This window comes from Bifidobacterium longum subsp. longum JCM 1217 (assembly GCF_000196555.1).
GTDB classification, from domain to species: Bacteria; Actinomycetota; Actinomycetes; order Actinomycetales; family Bifidobacteriaceae; genus Bifidobacterium; species Bifidobacterium longum.
In genome coordinates this window covers 288,994-307,460 of record NC_015067.1, presented here as the reverse complement: position 1 = coordinate 307,460, position 18,467 = coordinate 288,994, and the positions used below count along the sequence as shown (strand labels likewise).

The following is an 18,467-nucleotide window of genomic DNA, read 5'->3' as shown; positions in this document are numbered from 1 at the left end:
ACCGAACAGACCCATGCCTATCCAGGCGTTAAGAGTGATTATTGCGGTTGCACCGCTCATGAATGTTCGCTGCGTCTCTGAGTCTCTGCGAACTTCGTTCACTGTACAACGCCAACTCGACCAACGCAAAACGGCCCGCCGAAAACCAAAAAAGCTCCCTCTGTGACGAGGGAGCTCAACAAGGTTTATTCACTTTTCTTCGTGGTAGGACTTTTCGGTGTTGACGGACCACACGTTCTTCTTGGACGTCTTGCCGGTCTTGATGTTGCCGACGGCCTCCATGGCGGTGGCCATGGAGTGGTCCATGTTGTTGTAGCGGTGCTGGCCGTTACGGCCCACGCAGTACAGGTTGCCGAAGCCGTCGAGGTACTCGATGAGCTCGTCCATGTGCTCATAGGTGTCGAAGTAGGCGGGGTACGCCTTCCTGACGCGCTCACGATGGGAGTCGATGACCTCGTCCGGACCGTTGATCACACGCATGCGGGTGAGCTCGGAAATCGCGAACTTGGTGACATCCTCCTCGCTCATGTTCCAGAACGAGTCGCCCTCCTCGCAGAAGTACTCGAGACCGATCCACACGGTGTCGTCCACGTCCTTGACCAGGTACGGGCTCCAGTTGTTGAAGATCTGCAGACGGCCGACCTTGTAGCCCGGGTCCTGCACGTAGATCCAGCAGTCCGGCACGATCGGCGGATTGCCGAGGGTGGGGATGCTGGTGGTGTTCTTGAGCTTCAGGTGCTTGACCAGCAGGCCCACGGTCACGAAATCGCGGTACGGCAGGCCGTTGGCCACCTCGGTCATATCGGCCGGGGCGGGCTTGGAATCAACGGCCTCGGGATCGGCGCCGGCCGCGTCGATGGCGTTGACCAGGTCCTTGACCGGCATCGAGGAGATGAACTGGTCGCCGGAAAGCTCGGTGCGGTTGCCCTCGGAATCCTCGTACACCACGGAAGACACGGCACCATCGGTCTGGCGGACCTCGACCACCCTGGCGTCGGTCAGCACCTTGACGCCGGCGGCCTCGCAATTGGACTCGACGGTCTCCCACAGCTGGCCGGGACCGTACTTCGGATACCAGAACTCCTCGATCAGCGAGGTCTCGACCTCCGCGTTGGAGCGCTTCTTGGGCAGCAGCTTCTGGAAGGCGTTCTTGAGCACGCCCATGATGGACAGGCCCTTGACGCGCTGGGCGCCCCAGTCGGCGGAGATCTGGGAGGGGTGGCGGCCCCACAGCTTCTCCGTGTAGCCCTCGAAGAACATCGAATACAGCTTGCGGCCGAAACGGTTGATGTAGAAGTTCTCCAGATTGTCTTCCGGCAGCTTGTGGAACATGGACTTCAGGTAGCTGAAGCCGGCCACCATGGTGAGCTTGAAGCCCATGGCCTTCAACGTGTTGGGGCTCAGCGAAATCGGGTAATCGAAGAAGTGGCGGTTCCAGAAGATACGGGACACTCGGTGGCGCTTGAGCATCACCTTGTCCTCCGTCTCCGGATCGGGGCCGCCCGGCTCCATGTCGTGGTCGCGGCCGAGCTTCTTGTCATCATAGGAGGGTGCGCCCTGCAACGGCAGAACGGTCTTCCACCAATCCATGATGCGTTCGTCTTTGGAGAAGAAACGGTGGCCGCCGATATCCATGCGGTTGCCGTTGTGCTTCACGGTGCGCGAGATACCGCCGAATTCGCGGGTCCCCTCCAGCACGGTCACGTCGTACTTGTCGGCACCGCCGTCCTTGATGAGTTCCCATGCGGCGGTAAGTCCAGCCGGACCGCCGCCGATAATCACTACGGATTGCTTGTCGGTCATTATGCTCCTTATAAACGCAAAATCAGAGACAGTCTACTAGAAGCCCCGGAATCGCACACCGAAAGATGAGCGAATGCTTACAGAATTCTCCCGATATACGACCGATGCGCCGTCTTTCCATCAGCAGAAAGGCGACGCATCGAATCGTGAGGTAGGGGTATTCGGCAACGTTGCGTCACACACAGCGCGGCGAATCGGTTTGGTCTTAGGCTAATTCGTCAGCGACGAACTTTCCATAGATTCAGCGAGATGCCTGCAAGTGCAAGCAGCATCATAATCCCCGCAACACCAGTAACGGCAACACCGGTACGACTCAACTCGTTTTCCGTACCATTAGCCTGAGTGTTGCTGGGCTGATGAGTTCCCGCACCATTGTTATTCGGAGTGGTACTCGTTCCTTCACCAGTGTTAGGTCCTGTGCCCGGCTGCGTTGTGGAATCATCAGTCAGATGCGCATCGTCGCCTAGGGTTTGGTGGTCGGAGGCCAAGCAACTTTTAAGCTCAGTGAGCTTGTACCACGTGGAACCATCGGCAATCGGCGTGCATTCGGAGCGGAAGGCGATTTCCTGCTCGTTGTAGAGCATACGAACGAGCGGCGTGTAGGCACGGCCGGTCTTCGGGTCGTTGCCGGATTTGACGGCAACATCCCACTGCACATTAGCGGCCATCGGAGTCACCGATTCACCGCGCCATTCATTGTTGGCGTAGGTGTACACGTCGGTGGTGCTGGCGGCCGCCTGCTGGGTGGAACCGGGAAGGCCAAGCAGCGCGGCGAACGGCATCATCGTTTCGGCATGGGCAAAGCGGAAAGTAGCAACGGTGGATCCGCCGTTTACGCGCTCATCAATCGACGAGAAGAAATCGTCAAGCAGCGGCTGTGCGATTGTGTAGGTCTCGTCTTGGCCGGCGTAGCTCGGGCCCTTCTCGTAGAAGTCCTCGGCGTCAAGCGCCCAGGCGAACAACTTGGCGTCGTCTGCCTGCTCACCTTGGAAGTACTGGTTGAAGTCGAAGGTATGGCTGCCGGTGTTCTCGTTCTCCATATCAGCGGCGATGATGTACAGGTTGTACAGATCCATCGCGGCATCGTATTCGGAGGCGATCTTCTTCTTGGCTGCGCCGCAGGCGTCGGCATCCTTGCTGGGGTCGGCTCCCGGCGCGCAGTTGGCCTCGCCGCCCTTGGTGCCATCGACAGTGTTGTACCAGGCGTACGTGCCGTCGGCCAGTTTGGCGAGGAAGTCATCGGTGAAGATTTGTGAAAGCAAATCGTGAGAGGCTGTTTTCACGTCCTCGTTTTCGGCGATGGTTTGCTCAGCGCCTGCGATAATCGCATCGTTTTCCACGAAGTTCTGGTAATCGTCGGCACGCTGCTTGGCCTCACCGGTTTTCTCAGTGCCGTCCGGGTTTTCGGACTTGTGGAAGTACAGCGTGTTCGGCGTCTTGTCGAAAGCCGCCGCCTCGCCGGTGCCGGCCGGATCGGCGGGCGTCACAGTGCTGTTCGCCAGTTTATTGTTCGAGGCCGCGTTGAAACCGCGAGCAAAATTCTCGCCTGATTCAGTAGCGCGGGCTTCGCCGGAGGACTGGTAGGCGATCTTGCCGCCGTCCTTGGCTGCGTTGTCGAACAGCGTCTTGTTGCGCTCGTAGGCACGTGCGCCAATGCCCTGATGTTGGTCAGCACCCTGACCGGTGAGCATACCGTAGCCATTCTCCACATTTGCGGCGGTGATGGCTTTGAGATTCTTCATGAATTCGGACTTGATGGCATCAGACTTAAAACCGTTATCCGCTTCGGCGGCTTCGGCCATCTTCATAAGCAATGCGTCGTATTTGTAGCTGGACAGGCCGCGTGAACCGTGGCGAGCCATCGACTCGGTGTATACCGTTTCGTAGCCTTCCGGCGCCTGGCTATAGCTGGCAGTGGTCGCTTCGCTAGGTGCCACATATGGCTGCTTGCTGCTGTAATACTGGCCATCGGCCTCCAAAGCCATGGCGTGCGGAACGGTCAGGATGCCACCGGCCAGCAATGTGGCGGCAGCAACCACGCCCGCGATGGAGCCCTTAAGGCCCTGCTGCATATGGTGTGTGTTCATGCAGCATTTTCTATCAGCCGCAAGCAAACAAGACACACGATGGCAAGGTTACGAGTCTGAACTTTTGCTATGCGTTGTATGAACAATGCGCGACGCCCCGCCGTAAGATGACGGAATGCCGCGCATTGTCAATACAGGCTGTATCAGACGATTGCCTGTCAGTGAATATCGTCGGGAATGTCGATATCGGTTTTCTGGACTTCTTCGACGTTCACGTCCTTGAAGGTCACGATGCGCACGGACTTGACGAAACGGCTGGAACGGTAGACATCCCATACCCATGCGTCAGTCAGCTGCACATCGAAATACACGTCCTGACCAGCGGAACGCACGTTGAAATCGACCTTATTCGCCAAGTAGAAGCGACGCTCAGTCTCCACCACATAGGTGAACAGCTTGATGACGTCACGGTATTCCCTATACAGCGCGAGTTCGGCGTCGGTTTCGTAATTGTCGAGATCCTCGGCACTCATGCTTGTTTACTCACTCACTTTCCGTATCGCGTTTGCGGCCGCGGCCCAGCGTACGCCACCATGCTTCCTTTGAGGGCTTGCGTTCTGCCTGACCGTACGGCCAGTTGCTTTCCTCTTCGAGACTGTGGCGCGTGTTCTTCTGCGTATCGTCGTGGTGCTCGGCCTGTGGCTCGACTGGCTGTGCGGCCGCCGGCGTCTGGGCCTGGGACTGCACGTCACTCGTCGTGGCGCCGGCTGCCTCACCACGCTGTGCCGGCTCGGGTTCCGGCTTGTTCTGCTGGATGGCGATGGAATGCTCGCGCGCGGACAGCGCTTCCTTGACACCCGGGTTGTCCTCAATCAAGTGCATGCCAAAAGCGTCAAGCGAACGAATCGGATCGTACTCGTCAGCCAACGTGTCCATGACGATAAGGTCCTGGTATTTGTTGTTTTCGGCATCCCACAACGCGTCGCGCGAGGTGCCGGACGGCACGAAGCCGAGCGACTGGTAGACCGAAATCGAGCGGCTGTTCTTTTCCGGCACGCTCACCCAGATGCGGTGCATGCCCAAGCCGGCCGGTTCGGGCGCGAAACCGTAGGTCATCACACGCGGCATGGCGTCACGGGAGTAGCCGCGGCCACGGTATTCACGGCCCAAGATGATCTGGATGCGGGCGGACTTGGACCAGCCGTCGATGTCGATAAGGAAAATCATGCCGATGACATTATCGGTGCTGGCCGCATCGAGCTGACCGTCATCGTCATGGTCGGCGTCAGTCAATACGGCCCATGCGATGGTGCGGCGGGATTCCGGATCACCCACACCGGATTCGGCGGGTGCCTGACCGGCTTCCCAAGCCTGGGAGCGGCGGACCCACGTGTGTACGATGGCGCGTTCGGTGACCGCATCCTTACCTGTGATCTTGGATGCGCCATAGAAGGCATCAAGTTCATCCAAACGAGGCAGGTCCTCGACGGTGGCGGGGCGCAGGTGCACCATTTCGCCACGGATTGGCGGAATGACGATGCTCTGTGGCAGATCGCGCTTCAGTTGCGCTTCGGTAGCCATGCTCAGCGTCTCGTTGGTTGCGGTCATCGGTATACGTCCCCCGGTTCGGCTTGTTTCGGCTCACGGTCCAGTGCCGAACATATCTTACTCGACTGGGTGAACGCTGGAAATGCTCTGAGTCGACTTTCTTACAGAATCAATAAAGGCTCCCGCTGGCGGGAGCTGTCTAACGGATTTGAACTGGAGAATTTCCCTACAAATAAGTGCTCCCGCTGGCGGGAGCTGTCCGCGAAGCGGACTGAGGGTGGTCATCCGTACATGGCGACCACCCTCAGTCTCACTCCGTTCGACAGCTCCCACCAGCGGGAGCCAGTGAATCTAATCAGCCCTTGATCTTGCCCATGACGACCTTGGTGACGGCCTTGGCGTCGGCCTGACCGCGCGTGGCCTTCATCACGGCACCGATGATTACACCCATCGGCTTCATGTTGCCGCTCTTGAGCTTCTCGACAACGTCCGGGTTGGCTTCGAACGCCGCGTCGACGGCCGCCTCGATGGCACCGTTGTCTTCGACGATCTTGTAGTCGTGCTTCTTGACGACTTCATCCGGAGTGCCTTCGCCCTTAAGCACGCCTTCGACGGTCTGCTTGGCGAGCTTGTCGTTGAGCTTGCCGGAGGCGATGAGCTTCTCGACCTCGGCCACATCGGCCGGGGTGATCGGCAGCTCTTCGAGGGACACACCCTTGGCGTTGGCTTCGCGGGAAAGCTCGCCCAGCCACCACTTGCGGGCACCGGCAGCCTTGGCACCGGCCTTGACGGTTTCCTCAATCAGGTCGAGGGCGTCGGCGTTGAGGATGTCGCGCATCTGCAGATCACTCAGGCCCCACTCGGACTTGAGGCGGTTGCGGCGCTCGCGCGGCATTTCCGGCATCTGGGCCTTCATCTCCTCGATGTGCTCCTTGGTGATGTGGAGCATGACGAGGTCGGGGTCCGGGAAGTAGCGGTAGTCGTCGGCATCGGACTTCAGACGGCCGCCAGCGGTGGTCTGCGTAGCCTCATCCCAGTGGCGGGTCTCCTGCAGAATCTCCTTGCCGTCGTCCAGACGAGCGGCCTGACGGCGAATCTCGTACTGGATGGTCTTCTCGATGCCGCGGAACGAGTTCACATTCTTGGTCTCGGAACGGGTGCCGTACGGAGCGTCCGGGCTCGGGCGCAACGAGACGTTCACGTCAGCGCGCATGTTGCCCTGCTCCATACGAGCGTGGGAGATGTTCAACGCGCGCACGATGTCGCGGATGGCGCGCACATAGGCACCGGCGATTTCGGGAGCGCGGTCGCCCGCCCCCTCGATCGGCTTGGTGACGATCTCAATCAGCGGCACACCGGCACGGTTGTAGTCGACCAGCGAGTGGTCGGCACCTTCGATACGGCCGTCGGCGCCACCCACGTGGGTGTTCTTGCCGGCGTCGTCCTCGATGTGCGCGCGCTCGATCGGCACGCGGAACACGGTGCCGTCTTCCAGCTCGACGTCCAGGTAGCCGTTGCCGTTGGTGGGCTTGTCGTACTGCGAGATCTGGTAGTCGCGCGGCATGTCCGGGTAGAAGTAGTTCTTACGGGCGAACTGGCTCCACTCGGCGATTTCGCAGTGCAGGGCCAGACCCAGCTTGATGGCGTAATCGACGGCGGTCTTGTTGATCACCGGCAGAGAGCCCGGCAGGCCAAGGCTCACCGGGGTCAGCTCGGTGTTCGGCTCGCCACCGAACTCGATGTGGGCCGGGCAGAACAGCTTGGTGTTCGTGGACAGCTCCACGTGGGTTTCCAGACCGAAGACCACATCGTACTTCTTGGTGGCATCGGCGTACTTCATCAGTTTTTCAGCCATGATGTTGTTTCTTTCCTTCCGATGCTCACTTGCCCAGACCGTCAAGCCACGGGGTCTTGAGGTCGTTCCAGATCGGGCCGTTCCAGCTGTCTTCCAGCGCGGCTTCGAGGGCCGCGGCCGGCTTGTACATGACTTCGTCGCGCTGCTGCGGGGCGATGAACTGGAAGCCGACGGGCAGGCCGTCGTCGGACAGGCCGGCCGGGATGGACATGGCAGGCACGCCGGCGAGGTTGGCCGGAATGGTGGCGATGTCGTTCATGTACATGGCCAGCGGGTCGTCCATCTTCTCGCCGAACTTGAAGGCGGTGGACGGGCTGGTGGGGGCCACGAGCACGTCGACCTGTTCGAAGGCCTTCTTGAAGTCTTCGATAATCAGCGTGCGGACCTTCTGGGCCGAGCCGTACCAGGCGTCGTAGTAGCCGGCGGACAGGGCGTAGGTGCCGAGGATGATACGGCGCTTGACCTCGTCGCCGAAGCCGGCTTCACGGGTGTAGGCCATCATGTTGGCGGCGGTCTGCGGCACGCCGGTCGGCGGCATCACGCGCAGGCCGTAGCGCATGCCATCGTAACGGGCCAGGTTGGAGCTGACCTCGGACGGCATGATGATGTAGTAAGCGCCTAGCGAGTAGCCGATGTGCGGGACCGAGACCTCAACGACCTCGGCACCCATCTCCTTGAGCTTGTCGACGGCCTCGTTGAAGCGGGCCTCGACGCCGGGCTGGAAGCCGTCGCCGCCGAGTTCCTTGATGAGGCCGACCTTCATACCCTTCAGATCGCGCTTGGCGCCTTCGCGGGCGGCGGCGACCATCGGGCGCGGGCCTTCGGGGATGGAGGTGGAGTCACGCTTGTCGTGGCCACCGATGATCTCCTGCAGCAGTGCGGAGTCGAGCACGGTGCGGGAGACCGGGCCGATCTGGTCGAGCGAGGAGGCCATGGCGATGGCTCCGAAACGGGAGACGCCGCCGTAGGTGGGTTTGACGCCCACGGTGCCGGTCAGGGCGCCGGGCTGGCGAATCGAGCCACCAGTGTCGGTGCCGAGGGCGATCGGTGCCTCGAATGCGGCGACTGCGGAGGCGGAGCCACCACCGGAACCGCCGGGCACGCGCTCGGTATCCCACGGGTTGTGGGTGGTCTGGTAGGCGGAGTGCTCGGTGGAGGACCCCTGGGCGAATTCGTCGAGGTTGGTCTTGCCGAGAATCGGCATGCCGGCGGCCTTGAGCTTTTCGATGACGGTGGCGTCGTACGGCGGCACCCAGCCCTCGAGGATCTTGGAGGCGGCGGTGGTTTCGATGCCCTTGGTGACGATCATGTCCTTGATGGCAATCGGCACACCAGCCAGCTCAGGCAGGGCGGCCTTGTCTTCGGCGGACTTGGCGTCGAAGGCGTCGGCCTGCTCGAGAGCCACATCGCCGGAAACCTTCAGGAAGGCCTTGATGGACGGCTCGGCAGCCTCGATCACCTTGAGGTGGGCTTCGACGAGCTCGCGAGAGGTGACGTCGCCCTTCTTGACGGCAGCGGCCTGCTCGGCAGCAGACAGTTTGACGAGAGTTGCGGTTTCGTTGCTCATCGATTACTCCTCGCTTCCCAGGATTCGCGGTGCCACGAACATGCCGGCCTCGGTCTTCGGGCCACCGGCGAGCGCCTCTTCCTGCGTGAGCGGGGTTTCGGCGACGTCCGGGCGCAGGTAGGCTTCCAGCGGAACCGGGTTGGCGGTCGGCGGCACATCGTCGGAGGCGACTTCCTGGACCTTGTTGATGGAGTCTGCGATGACGTTCAGTTCGCCCTGCAGACGGGTGATTTCCTCATCGGTGAGCGCGATTCGGGCCAGATCGCCCAAATGCACGATTTCTTCGCGTGAAAATGTTGGCATGGCCATAACTATATGAGCCGTATGTGACACGCAGTTGTCGGGAAACCGCATTTTCCTACCCTTTGAGACCATTTCAGCAGGGCAGGCACTCGGGTCATTATTTGATATCCGCTTTTCTGGTGACGATGAGACCGCCGATCCATGCGGCAGGATTGTCGGCGCATGGCTACACGCCTGATACGGCGTGTTGGGCAATCCATGCGTGCATGGCCACGGCCGCCGCAGCGCCTGCATTAATGGAGCGCACGGAACCGAATTGAGAGATGTAGACCACATCGTCGGCCAATGCGAGGGCCTTCTCGCTCAATCCGGGGCCTTCTGCACCGAAGAGCAGCAGGCACCGCTTGGGGAAGGCATAGGCTTCCATCGGCACTGCGCCGGGAATAATGTCGAGGGCGATGACGCGGGCGGCTTGAAGCTCCTTGATGCGTGCATCACAAGCATCGATTTCGGCCAGCAGCTCATGAAGGTGCTTGTTGTCTCCATCCACAGCCACATCATGCGCATGGATGGCGGCGGCACCGGCCTTGGCTCGTTCATAGGCGATTTCACCGGCGATGCGATGATGCCAGCTTTCCACCAGTTCGGCGATGGAGGGGTGGTGTTCGACGTGCTGGTACAGTTCGGTCATCAACGCGCCCTTGCGATTCCACTTATGTGGACCGACAATGTGTACGCGCTTGGCCTGGAAGGCATTAGCGGTGCGGACCATGGAACCGATGTTAAAATCGTGGGTCCAGTTTTCCACCGCAACTTCGAAGTCGTGACGCCCTCGAGCGTCAAGATCGGCCTTAATGGCAGCAACGGTCCAGTAGCGGTAACGGTCCAATACGTTGCGGCGGTCTCCGTCGTTCAACAGCACCGAGTCGAAACGACCGTCATAATTCGAAGAAGTCGGATCATCGGGACGAGGCTCACCGGGATGGGTCTCAGACCACGGCCCAAGGCCGATTTCACGGAATTCCGGTTCACCTGAAGCCTTGGCAGCCAAAGAAATCTGGTTGGGTGCGTGCAATCTTTCTCCTCGATAACGCTATTCACCGGTTCCTCTTAGTCAGCTTCGCTGCTCAGCCCGGCTGACTTTATGCGAGGGACGTCAAAGGTGGATTTACCGCAGTTCGGATTCGTCGAAGACCTGGATGAAGGGGAGCGTTTGCTCGTCGCCGGTGGAGGGGTTGACCACATTGATGTCTTTGGCACCGCCACCGACCAGCGAGGCGATGGCCACGACCTTGGCACCCAGCTGCTCCACTATGCCAAAGTCGAGGCTCAGCTCATTGCCGTTGCGCAGGGTGACCAGCGAGCTTGTCTGCACGTACGACTTTTCGGACAGCCAAGCATCCAACAGCACCACACGGCGGCCTTCGATGGAGGGGCCCTTGATGGACGGGTAGACGAAGTCCATCACGAATCCATCTAGGTCCTCGCCACGAGAGGCGGCGGCCTGGATCATGGCAGACACCATGGGCACAGATGCTGCGGTCAAGGCACCAACAGCATCGAAGTCATCAATCGAATAGCCCGCATCTTCCAAAGCGTCAATCAGTACATGGCCCATGACAGTGGCGGCACGGTGGTCGAAAGTCACCGCGGCAAGTTCGGAGAACGGACGGCCCACCACATGCTCCTTCAGCAAGGTGGCTAGCTGTTCACGCGGCTCCAGCATGGCAAAGTCATTATGGCTCTTCGCGACGGCAAGGTCCGGGGTACCAGTGGGGCGGAATCCAGATTCAGTCATGACTCCAGACTATCGCCTGAGGCAGTCAGATGAGTATCACCTTCATCGGCCGGCACCACTTCAGGGGCGGACAGTTCGCTCACATTGCCTTTATCTGATTCGATGATCGGTACTTCCTCGATGATCTTGGTCGGTTCGATTTTTTGCAGCTTGCGAGCGGTGGGCAACACACGGCGTTCCAAACTGGACGCGAACTTGTTGTAGGCGCTGACCGTCTTAGTAATCTGGGTGCCCAATTTGATGGCATAATCACCCAGCGTGGAGAACCGTTCGTACAGTTCTCGGGACAAATCGAACAGCTGCTTGGCGTCATCGGTGAGCGACTGCTGCTGCCAGGCATAGGCCACGGATTTCAGCACGGCCCAGAGCGTGACCGGCGAGGTGAGCGCCACTTTGCGAGAGAACGCATCATCCATCAGTGTGGGATCGGCTTCGAGCGCGGCCTGCAGTAGTGCCTCATTGGGGATGAAGGCCACCACAAAATCAGGTGCTACATCAAAGGCATTCCAATAGGCCTTTTCGCCGAGAGCACGTACATGCTCGCGCAACGCCTTGGCATGGGACCGCAGCAAATCATCGCGGCGGGCAATATCCTCGGGGCTGGCGGTGTCCGGGATTTCGCAGGCACGCTGGTAATCGGCATAAGGCACTTTGGCATCAATCGGAATGGTCTTGCCTCCCGGCAGATGCACGATCATATCCGGGCGCAACGTACGCCCATCGGCATCCGTGACCACCACCTGGGTGTCGAAATCGACATGTTCCAGCAATCCGGCGGACTCGACAATGTTCTTGAGCTGGGCCTCGCCCCACGCGCCACGCACCTTGTTGTTGCGCAACGCGGCGGACAAGGAACTGGTTTCCTTGTCCAAACGGGCCTGCTGATCGTTGAGCCCCTTGAGTTGGGCTCCCAATGCGCCCATTTCCCTCTTGCGGCCCTCTTCGATCTGCGTGACCTTGTTCTGCAAGGTATCAAGATTCTTGGCCACTGGCGCAAGCGCCTCGAGCACCTTGCTCTGTTCTTTCAAACGTGCTTCCTGTTCAGCACGCTTGGCCTCGGCGGCCTGAGCATCCGCCTGACGCTTCCGTTCTGCCTCCGCAGCTGCACGCTCACGTTCCTGCTGAATGCGAATCTGCTCAGCCTGCTGCGCCTGGGCAAGTTGTGACTTGGCGAAAGCCAATTGCTGGTTCACGCCTTCAATCTGAGCCTGTGCGGCAGCATTGCGAGCACTGAGCTCAGCGTTCTCGAATCGCGCATTCTCCAGCGAGGTCTTGGCCTCTTCCAGCTCCTCGCTTTTGACGCCTCGAGCCATCTCCTGACCCTTATGACGGCCTAGCACGAAGCCGGCGAAGAGGCCAAGCCCTGCACCAACCACTAGCACGACGATGACGATAATCACGGTTCCTATTTGCTCAAACATGGTACCCAGTATGTCATCGATGGTGAATGACGGTAAAACTCGTCACGATTTGACGAGACGCGCAATGGCCGCGGAAGCCTCCGCAAGTTTTTCATCGGCCACCTCGCCGCCCTGAATCGACGCCTGCCGCACGCAATGGTTGAGATGATCGTCCAGCAGCAATAACGCCACGGATTTCAGCGCCGAATTCGACGCCGAAATCTGCGTCAGGATATCGATGCAGTATTTGTCATCCTCCACCATCTGCGTGATGGCACGCACCTGTCCTTCGATACGGCGCAATCGTGCGATGACCTTGGCCTTGTCTTCGTCATAACCATGCATCGCAAACCCCCTGATACTTATCCGTCAGCTGAACACACCCCATTATATACCCTCTAGGGGTATAGGGTATACACTGTTGTTCAGTACAACAAACAAGGGGAAGGAACGGTTATGGAGCTCAGCATCTTCTCGGCCGCCACGGCGCTGATAGCGGCGGCCGCATTGACATGGCTGGTACTGCGGTTCTTCTTCGGAACGCAGAAAGCCACGGCCGGGGCCATGGACGCCTCCGGCGAACGCCAATCCGCAACAATCACCGTCAAGGGCGGGTACTCCCCCGCCGTGATCAGCATGCGCACGGGTACGCCGATCACGCTGACTTTCGATCGACAGGAGACCGGCGAATGCACTTCGCATGTGGTGTTCGCGGATCTGGGGCTTGACGCCATGCTGCCGGGCAACGCCACCACCGACGTGGAACTACCGGCGTTGCCGGCGGGCGAATATCCGTTTGCATGCGGCATGAATATGGTGCATGGGTTGTTGAGGGTTGAGGGAGAGGAGAGTAAGGACGGTGCGGATAAGGACGGGCTTCGCCCGCGTGCTGACGGCTCGGCCGAAGCCGAGGGGGTCTCTCCCTCAGACTTGCGGGTTGGAGCTCCGGTTGTGGATGCGGCGGAGGCCGAGCGGCGAGAGGCGGCTGAACGCGCCAATGAGATCAAGGCGCTGACGAAGCTGGTGATTGTGGGCGCGGTACTGACGTTGCCGGTATTCGCCGTCACCATGCTGCATATGGCCAATCCCGCGCTGGTGCCGCATTGGATGGTGAACCCGTGGCTGCAGGCCATTCTCATCACGCCGGTGATGTTCTACTGCGGGCGTCCGATCCACACGGTCGGCTTCCCCGCGCTGGCGCACCGCTCCCCCGACATGAACTCGCTGGTCTCGCTGGGCACTTCGGCCGCCTACCTGTATTCGCTGGTGACCTGCATCGCCCCGTGGGTGTTCCCGGAGGGCTCGCGCGAGCCGTATTTCGAATCGGTCGGCGTGGTCATCACCCTGGTGCTGGTCGGCCGCCTGCTGGAGGCCAAGGCCCGCGAAGGCACCGGCAAGGCGGTGCAGTCGCTTATCAGACTGCGCCCGCGCACCGCGCACAAGCTCAACGCCACTTCCGCAGACAATGTGGACGGCATCGAATGGCGTAATCCGGCGCATTTCACGGACACCGACATCGACGCCATCGTCACCGGCGACCTGCTGATCGTCAAGAACGGCGAGCGCGTGCCCACGGACGGCGTGATCGTGGCCGGCGAGGCGCGTATCGACGAATCGATGATCACCGGCGAATCCAAGCCGGTCTCCAAAACCGCAGGCGACCCGGTGACCGGGGCCACCGTGCTGCTCAAGGGCGACTGCGTGATGCGCGCCACCCAAGTCGGCGCGGACACGGTACTCTCGCAGATCGCGGCGATGGTGGCCCGCGCCCAGGCGACCAAGGCGCCGGTGCAGCAACTGGCCGATAAGATCGCCCGGTATTTCGTACCGGCGGTGATGATCATCGCCATCTGGACGTTCGCCATCTGGGTGTCACTGGGCCCGGCGCCGCAACTGGCGCACGCGCTGGTCACTGCGGTCAGTGTGCTGATCATCGCCTGCCCGTGCGCGCTGGGACTGGCCACGCCGCTGTCGGTGACGGTCTCGCTGGGCTTGGGCGCCACCAACGGCGTGCTGGTCACCAGTGCCAAGGCGCTGGAACAGGCGCGTCGCATCGGCACCGTGGTGTTCGACAAGACCGGCACCATCACGCGCGGCGTGGTGGACGCGGCCGCCGACTGGGACAAGCCGAGCTACGAGCAGGACACAGTCAAGGAAGGCTCGCGTGAGGCCGTCGCGGCGTTGCGCGCACGCGGCATCCGCACGGTGATGCTGTCGGGCGACAAGGCCGAGGTAGCCGGGCGCATCGCCCGCGAAGTCGGCATCGATACGGTGATCTGCGAGGTCAAGCCGGACGGCAAGGCCTACTGGATCGCCAAACTGCAGCGCGAACGCGACGAGGCCGCCGCCAAGTCCGCGTACGGCACCTCCCGCACGGCCGCACAATCCCGCACTCTGATTGCGATGGTGGGCGACGGCATCAACGACGCCCCCGCGCTGGCTCAGGCGGATCTCGGCATCGCCATCGGCACCGGCACGGACGTGGCGATGCAGTCGGCGGACGTGACCTTGATGAGCGGCGACTTGCGCGGCGTCATCAAGACCATCAACCTGTCCAATGCCACGATGCGCAACATCCGCGAGAATCTGGGGTGGGCGTTCGGCTACAACGTCATCGGCATTCCGGTGGCCGCCGGCGTACTCTACCCGTTCACCGGCTGGCTGTTGAGCCCGATGATCGCGGGTCTGGCGATGGCGTTGAGCTCAGTGTGCCTGGTGCTGAACGCGAACCGGCTGCATGGAGCGAACATCAACGTGGGTGCTGCCGATGGTCCCGCCGGTTCGGGCAGCAGCACGGCGGATGTCGAATCAGCCGGATCGGCCGAATCCGCCAACGCCGCCAACATCACCGGCTCCGCCACATCCAACGCGCCTCACGAGCCGACCGTCATCATCGACGATCGCACCACGCTGAATCAAACCAATCACGTATCTGACCAATCCAATAATCCAACCAACAAGGAGAACACTATGGATACGGGAATGCACATGCACCACACCGCCCCTGCGGACGGCGAAACCGCCACCGACCCGGTGTGCGGCATGACCGTGGCTGTGAACGCCGATGCGATCACGCGCGAGTATGAGGGCAAGTCCTATTACTTCTGCGGCGAACACTGTGCCACGAACTTCATGAAGGCCCCGCAGGTGTTCCTGGAGCAGTAGTCTCTGCGTTTACCTGATTCAACGACAATGGCCTCCGCCCAAAACGAGCGGAGGCCATTTGCATATATGAATCAATCAACGAATCAGCTGGCGAAGAAGAACACGAACAGCCAAGCGCCGATAATGGCGCCGACAATCGGGGCCACAACCGGGATCCAGGCCTCGCCCCAGCGGGAGGAGCCCTTGTGCGGGATCGGCAGGATGGCGTGCAGCAGACGCGGCATGAGGTCGCGGGCCGGGTTCAGGCCAGGGCCGGTCGGGCCACCCATGGAGGTCACGAGGCCCCACACAATGAAGCCGACGACGATGGAGGCGGCGGCGTAATCCTGCTTGCCCCAAGCCAGGGACAGGCAGCACAGGGCGCCGAAGACGAGCACCAGGGTGCCGAACATCTCGTTGAGGAAGTAGTTGACCTTCTGGTTGTCCGCGTCAGTGGTGCAGAAGGTGCCCAGAATCGCCTCGGCGTCCTCGGTCTCCTTGTAGTGCGGGTAGTAAGTGATGTAGACGATGAGCTGGCCGAGCAGGGCGCCGAGCAGCTGGGCGACGATGTACGGCAGCACGTCGCTCCACGGGAACAGGCCGTTGACGGCCTGGGCGATGGTCATGGCCGGGTTGATGTGCGCGCCGGAGACGCTACCGAACATGAGCACCGGGAACATGACGCCGAAGCCGTAGCCCATGGCGATGTTCAGCCAGCCGGCGTGGTGGCCCTTGGTGTTCTTGAGCTCAACGTTGGCCACGGAGCCGTTGCCGAAGATCATCAGAATGGCGGTGCCGAAGAACTCGGCGGCCAGCTTGGTAAAGAGAGGATAATCCACTGCTTCTTCTTTTCTCTTCGCCGCGCAACAGGCATGGCTGACTGTTCACGGCATTCTGTGTGACTGGAAATCCGTTCGCGGAGCCGGCGACGCGATTTACGCTGGGCGCGAAAGCAAACGTGGTGATTGTACACTTTGCCCCACGACGAAATGCCGGCAAGATGCGATGTCGAATGTCCAGCCGAATGCAATGCCCAAAAAGCCATCGGAATCAGCCGAAGCGACCTTGAATCTCAGTGGTTGCGAATGACGTTGCGCAGGGGCAGGACGCTGGTGGGCGAGACGGACAGTTCGTCGATTCCTAGGCGCAGGAACGTATCGGTCAGGCTCAAGTCTGCGCCAAGCTCGCCGCAGATGCCGCACCAGATGCCATGACGATGGGCAGCCTCGATAGTCATCTGGATCATGCGCAGCACAGCTGGTGAATGCGGGTCGGCAAAGCGTTCGAGACTCGGGTTCTGACGGTCACAGGCCAGCGTGTACTGGGTCAGGTCGTTGGTGCCGATGGAGAAGAAATCGACTTCGGCGGCCAGCTCGTCGGCCATAATGACCGACGCAGGCGTCTCAATCATAACGCCGATCTGGATACTCTCGTTGAAGTCGATGCGCTCGCCGCGCAGCTCGCTTTTGGCTTCTTCAAGAATCCGCTTGGCGTCGCGTACCTCCTGCACAGAGGTGATCATGGGCAGCATAATGGCGATGTTGCCGTATGCTGAGGCGCGCAATAATGCGCGTAACTGGACTTTGAAAATCTCCGGGCGGGTCAGGCAGATGCGGATTGCCCGGTAACCAAGCGCGGGATTATCCTCGTGGCTCAGATTGAAGTAGTCGACCTGTTTGTCCGCGCCGATGTCGAGCGTACGGATGATGACCGGACGGTCGCCCATCTCCTGTGCGACTTGTCCGTATGCATCGAACTGAAATTCCTCGGTCGGCCAGTCCTCGCGTTCCAGATACAGGAACTCACTGCGGAACAAGCCGATGCCCTCAGCATCGTTGGCCAGCACGGCGGCTGCGTCAGAGGGACGGCTGATGTTGGCGTACAGGTGGACCCGCTGACCGGACTTGGTTTCGGTGGGCTTGCCCTTGAGCTTCCGCAGGAGGCTTAGGTGCTCCTCAGCCTCGGCCTTCCTGCGCCGGTATTCGGTCAGCGTGGCCTCGTCCGGGTCGACGAATACCGCACCGCTGGTGCCGTCGATTACGGCAACGTGACCATCATCGGCCGGGTCAAAGGCGTCGCCGATACCTGTGATGGCGGGCAGGCCCATCGTGCGCGCCAGAATCGCGGTGTGCGAGTTCGCTGAGCCCTTGGCGGTCACGAGGCCCAAAACCTTAGCGCGGTCGAGCTGCGCGGTATCGCTGGGAGCAAGATCTTCGGCGAAGATGATGTGGCTTTCGCCGTTCTGCGCGATCCCGTTCTGCACAATACCGTTCTGCACAGCATCGCCTTGTACACTGCCATCCTGCGCCGTGCTATCGCGTTTGCCTTGCAGCACGTTCATCACGCGGCGAGAAACATCCTTGACATCAGCGGCTCGAGCCTGCATGGTCGAGCTATCCATCGCAGCGAACATGGCGGCGAACTGTTCGGCGGCGCTCTTCACCGCGAATTCGGCGTTCACCTTGTCTTGCGCAATCAAACCTTCGACGCATTCCGCATAGTCCGGGTCCTGGAGCATAAGCCGATGGGCGTCGAACAGTTCGGCCTTGTTTTCGCCGAACTCAGCGGCGACGTTGTCACGCAGTTGCTTGAGCTGAGCGACGGCCGTGTCACGGGCCGCGCGGAATCGATCCATCTCGGCCTGCGGGTCGTCGATTAAGCGGCGTTCTACGGCATAATCTACGGCGGCGAGCACGCGGACCGTGCCGATAGCAATGCCAGCGGATACGCTGACGCCCTGTATCGTTCTCATTACAGGTGCTCCTTGAGGAATCGCTCGAACTCTGCAGCAGCGACAGCTTCATCGTTGCCCTGCACCCGAACCGTAACCTCGTCACCTTGTTGAACATCAAGTCCCATAACACCGAAGATACGCTTGGCATCCACGGATTTTCCACCGTAGGCAACGGTGATGCTCGATTCATATTCCTGCGCTTTGGCAACCAACCGGCCAGCCGGGCGGGCGTGCATGCCTTCGGGGTCGGATACGGTGAACGTGAATATCTGAGGCATGACGTTGCTCCTTACACGTCCGGCCGTCACGCGCGAAGACGGCCTTTCCGCACCAGCTACGGACTGATAC

At 60.7% G+C, this 18,467-nt stretch carries 15 protein-coding genes; 1 reads left to right on the top strand and 14 read right to left on the bottom strand.

The features are described from left to right. Nucleotides 1-189: 189 nt before the first annotated feature. The 11 genes from BLLJ_RS01215 to BLLJ_RS01165 form a co-directional block, all read right to left on the bottom strand. Nucleotides 190-1,803 carry an NAD(P)/FAD-dependent oxidoreductase gene (locus BLLJ_RS01215; protein ID WP_007051527.1) on the bottom strand — a complete coding sequence of 538 codons (1,614 nt, stop codon included), beginning with the start codon at nt 1,801-1,803 and terminating at the stop codon, nt 190-192. 218 nt (nt 1,804-2,021) lie between these two features. Beyond that, nucleotides 2,022-3,875, bottom strand: a complete 1,854-nt coding sequence (locus BLLJ_RS01210; RefSeq protein ID WP_007054753.1) for a histidine-type phosphatase — start codon at nt 3,873-3,875, stop codon at nt 2,022-2,024. Between the two features lie 173 nt (nt 3,876-4,048). Continuing rightward, on the bottom strand, nt 4,049-4,363 hold the full coding sequence (locus tag BLLJ_RS01205) for a DUF2469 domain-containing protein (RefSeq protein ID WP_003828150.1): 315 nt from the start codon (nt 4,361-4,363) through the stop codon (nt 4,049-4,051). A 10-nt stretch (nt 4,364-4,373) separates the two neighbouring features. Further along, complete coding sequence (locus tag BLLJ_RS01200; protein ID WP_007051529.1) at nt 4,374-5,438, bottom strand: GNAT family N-acetyltransferase; 1,065 nt, start codon at nt 5,436-5,438, stop codon at nt 4,374-4,376. A gap of 295 nt (nt 5,439-5,733) precedes the next feature. Then, nucleotides 5,734-7,233 carry an Asp-tRNA(Asn)/Glu-tRNA(Gln) amidotransferase subunit GatB gene (gatB, locus tag BLLJ_RS01195; protein ID WP_007051530.1) on the bottom strand — a complete coding sequence of 500 codons (1,500 nt, stop codon included), beginning with the start codon at nt 7,231-7,233 and terminating at the stop codon, nt 5,734-5,736. A 25-nt stretch (nt 7,234-7,258) separates the two neighbouring features. Further along, entirely contained in the window at nt 7,259-8,800 is a 1,542-nt protein-coding gene (gatA, locus tag BLLJ_RS01190) for an Asp-tRNA(Asn)/Glu-tRNA(Gln) amidotransferase subunit GatA (protein WP_007054751.1), read from the bottom strand. Nucleotides 8,801-8,803: 3 nt separating this feature from the next. Further along, a complete protein-coding gene (gene gatC / locus BLLJ_RS01185; RefSeq protein WP_011068473.1) occupies nt 8,804-9,103 on the bottom strand; it encodes an Asp-tRNA(Asn)/Glu-tRNA(Gln) amidotransferase subunit GatC in 300 nt (99 codons plus the stop codon). 166 nt (nt 9,104-9,269) lie between these two features. Beyond that, complete coding sequence (locus BLLJ_RS01180; RefSeq protein WP_007051535.1) at nt 9,270-10,118, bottom strand: TrmH family RNA methyltransferase; 849 nt, start codon at nt 10,116-10,118, stop codon at nt 9,270-9,272. A gap of 93 nt (nt 10,119-10,211) precedes the next feature. Further along, on the bottom strand, nt 10,212-10,841 hold the full coding sequence (locus BLLJ_RS01175; protein WP_007051536.1) for an orotate phosphoribosyltransferase: 630 nt from the start codon (nt 10,839-10,841) through the stop codon (nt 10,212-10,214). Further along, complete coding sequence (rmuC, locus tag BLLJ_RS01170; protein ID WP_007054746.1) at nt 10,838-12,262, bottom strand: DNA recombination protein RmuC; 1,425 nt, start codon at nt 12,260-12,262, stop codon at nt 10,838-10,840. Before rmuC ends, BLLJ_RS01175 begins: the two co-directional genes overlap by 4 nt. A gap of 42 nt (nt 12,263-12,304) precedes the next feature. After that, on the bottom strand, nt 12,305-12,586 hold the full coding sequence (locus BLLJ_RS01165) for a metal-sensitive transcriptional regulator (RefSeq protein WP_007051538.1): 282 nt from the start codon (nt 12,584-12,586) through the stop codon (nt 12,305-12,307). 111 nt (nt 12,587-12,697) lie between these two features. Here BLLJ_RS01165 and BLLJ_RS01160 point away from each other — a divergent pair, with 111 nt between their 5' ends. After that, nucleotides 12,698-15,406 (top strand): HAD-IC family P-type ATPase, encoded by a 2,709-nt coding sequence (locus tag BLLJ_RS01160; RefSeq protein ID WP_007051539.1) that lies wholly within the window; start codon nt 12,698-12,700, stop codon nt 15,404-15,406. 83 nt (nt 15,407-15,489) lie between these two features. Here BLLJ_RS01160 and BLLJ_RS01155 read toward each other — a convergent pair whose 3' ends face one another. From BLLJ_RS01155 to BLLJ_RS01145, 3 genes are all read right to left on the bottom strand, one after another. Continuing rightward, nucleotides 15,490-16,224 carry an MIP/aquaporin family protein gene (locus tag BLLJ_RS01155; RefSeq protein WP_007051540.1) on the bottom strand — a complete coding sequence of 245 codons (735 nt, stop codon included), beginning with the start codon at nt 16,222-16,224 and terminating at the stop codon, nt 15,490-15,492. Nucleotides 16,225-16,457: 233 nt separating this feature from the next. Then, complete coding sequence (ptsP, locus tag BLLJ_RS01150; protein ID WP_007051542.1) at nt 16,458-18,137, bottom strand: phosphoenolpyruvate--protein phosphotransferase; 1,680 nt, start codon at nt 18,135-18,137, stop codon at nt 16,458-16,460. After that, nucleotides 18,137-18,397, bottom strand: a complete 261-nt coding sequence (locus tag BLLJ_RS01145) for an HPr family phosphocarrier protein (protein WP_007051543.1) — start codon at nt 18,395-18,397, stop codon at nt 18,137-18,139. Before BLLJ_RS01145 ends, ptsP begins: the two co-directional genes overlap by 1 nt. Nucleotides 18,398-18,467: the final 70 nt, after the last annotated feature.

Excerpts from the sequence above, each read along its gene's own strand:
- BLLJ_RS01215 (WP_007051527.1), bottom strand. The coding sequence starts at position 1,803 with ATGACCGACAAGCAATCCGTAGTGATTATCGGCGGCGGTCCGGCTGGA.
- BLLJ_RS01210 (WP_007054753.1), bottom strand. The coding sequence starts at position 3,875 with ATGCAGCAGGGCCTTAAGGGCTCCATCGCGGGCGTGGTTGCTGCCGCC.
- BLLJ_RS01205 (WP_003828150.1), bottom strand. The coding sequence starts at position 4,363 with ATGAGTGCCGAGGATCTCGACAATTACGAAACCGACGCCGAACTCGCG.
- BLLJ_RS01200 (WP_007051529.1), bottom strand. The coding sequence starts at position 5,438 with ATGACCGCAACCAACGAGACGCTGAGCATGGCTACCGAAGCGCAACTG.
- gatB (WP_007051530.1), bottom strand. The coding sequence starts at position 7,233 with ATGGCTGAAAAACTGATGAAGTACGCCGATGCCACCAAGAAGTACGAT.
- gatA (WP_007054751.1), bottom strand. The coding sequence starts at position 8,800 with ATGAGCAACGAAACCGCAACTCTCGTCAAACTGTCTGCTGCCGAGCAG.
- gatC (WP_011068473.1), bottom strand. The coding sequence starts at position 9,103 with ATGCCAACATTTTCACGCGAAGAAATCGTGCATTTGGGCGATCTGGCC.
- BLLJ_RS01175 (WP_007051536.1), bottom strand. The coding sequence starts at position 10,841 with ATGACTGAATCTGGATTCCGCCCCACTGGTACCCCGGACCTTGCCGTC.
- rmuC (WP_007054746.1), bottom strand. The coding sequence starts at position 12,262 with ATGTTTGAGCAAATAGGAACCGTGATTATCGTCATCGTCGTGCTAGTG.
- BLLJ_RS01165 (WP_007051538.1), bottom strand. The coding sequence starts at position 12,586 with ATGCATGGTTATGACGAAGACAAGGCCAAGGTCATCGCACGATTGCGC.
- BLLJ_RS01160 (WP_007051539.1), top strand. The coding sequence starts at position 12,698 with ATGGAGCTCAGCATCTTCTCGGCCGCCACGGCGCTGATAGCGGCGGCC.
- ptsP (WP_007051542.1), bottom strand. The coding sequence starts at position 18,137 with ATGAGAACGATACAGGGCGTCAGCGTATCCGCTGGCATTGCTATCGGC.
- BLLJ_RS01145 (WP_007051543.1), bottom strand. The coding sequence starts at position 18,397 with ATGCCTCAGATATTCACGTTCACCGTATCCGACCCCGAAGGCATGCAC.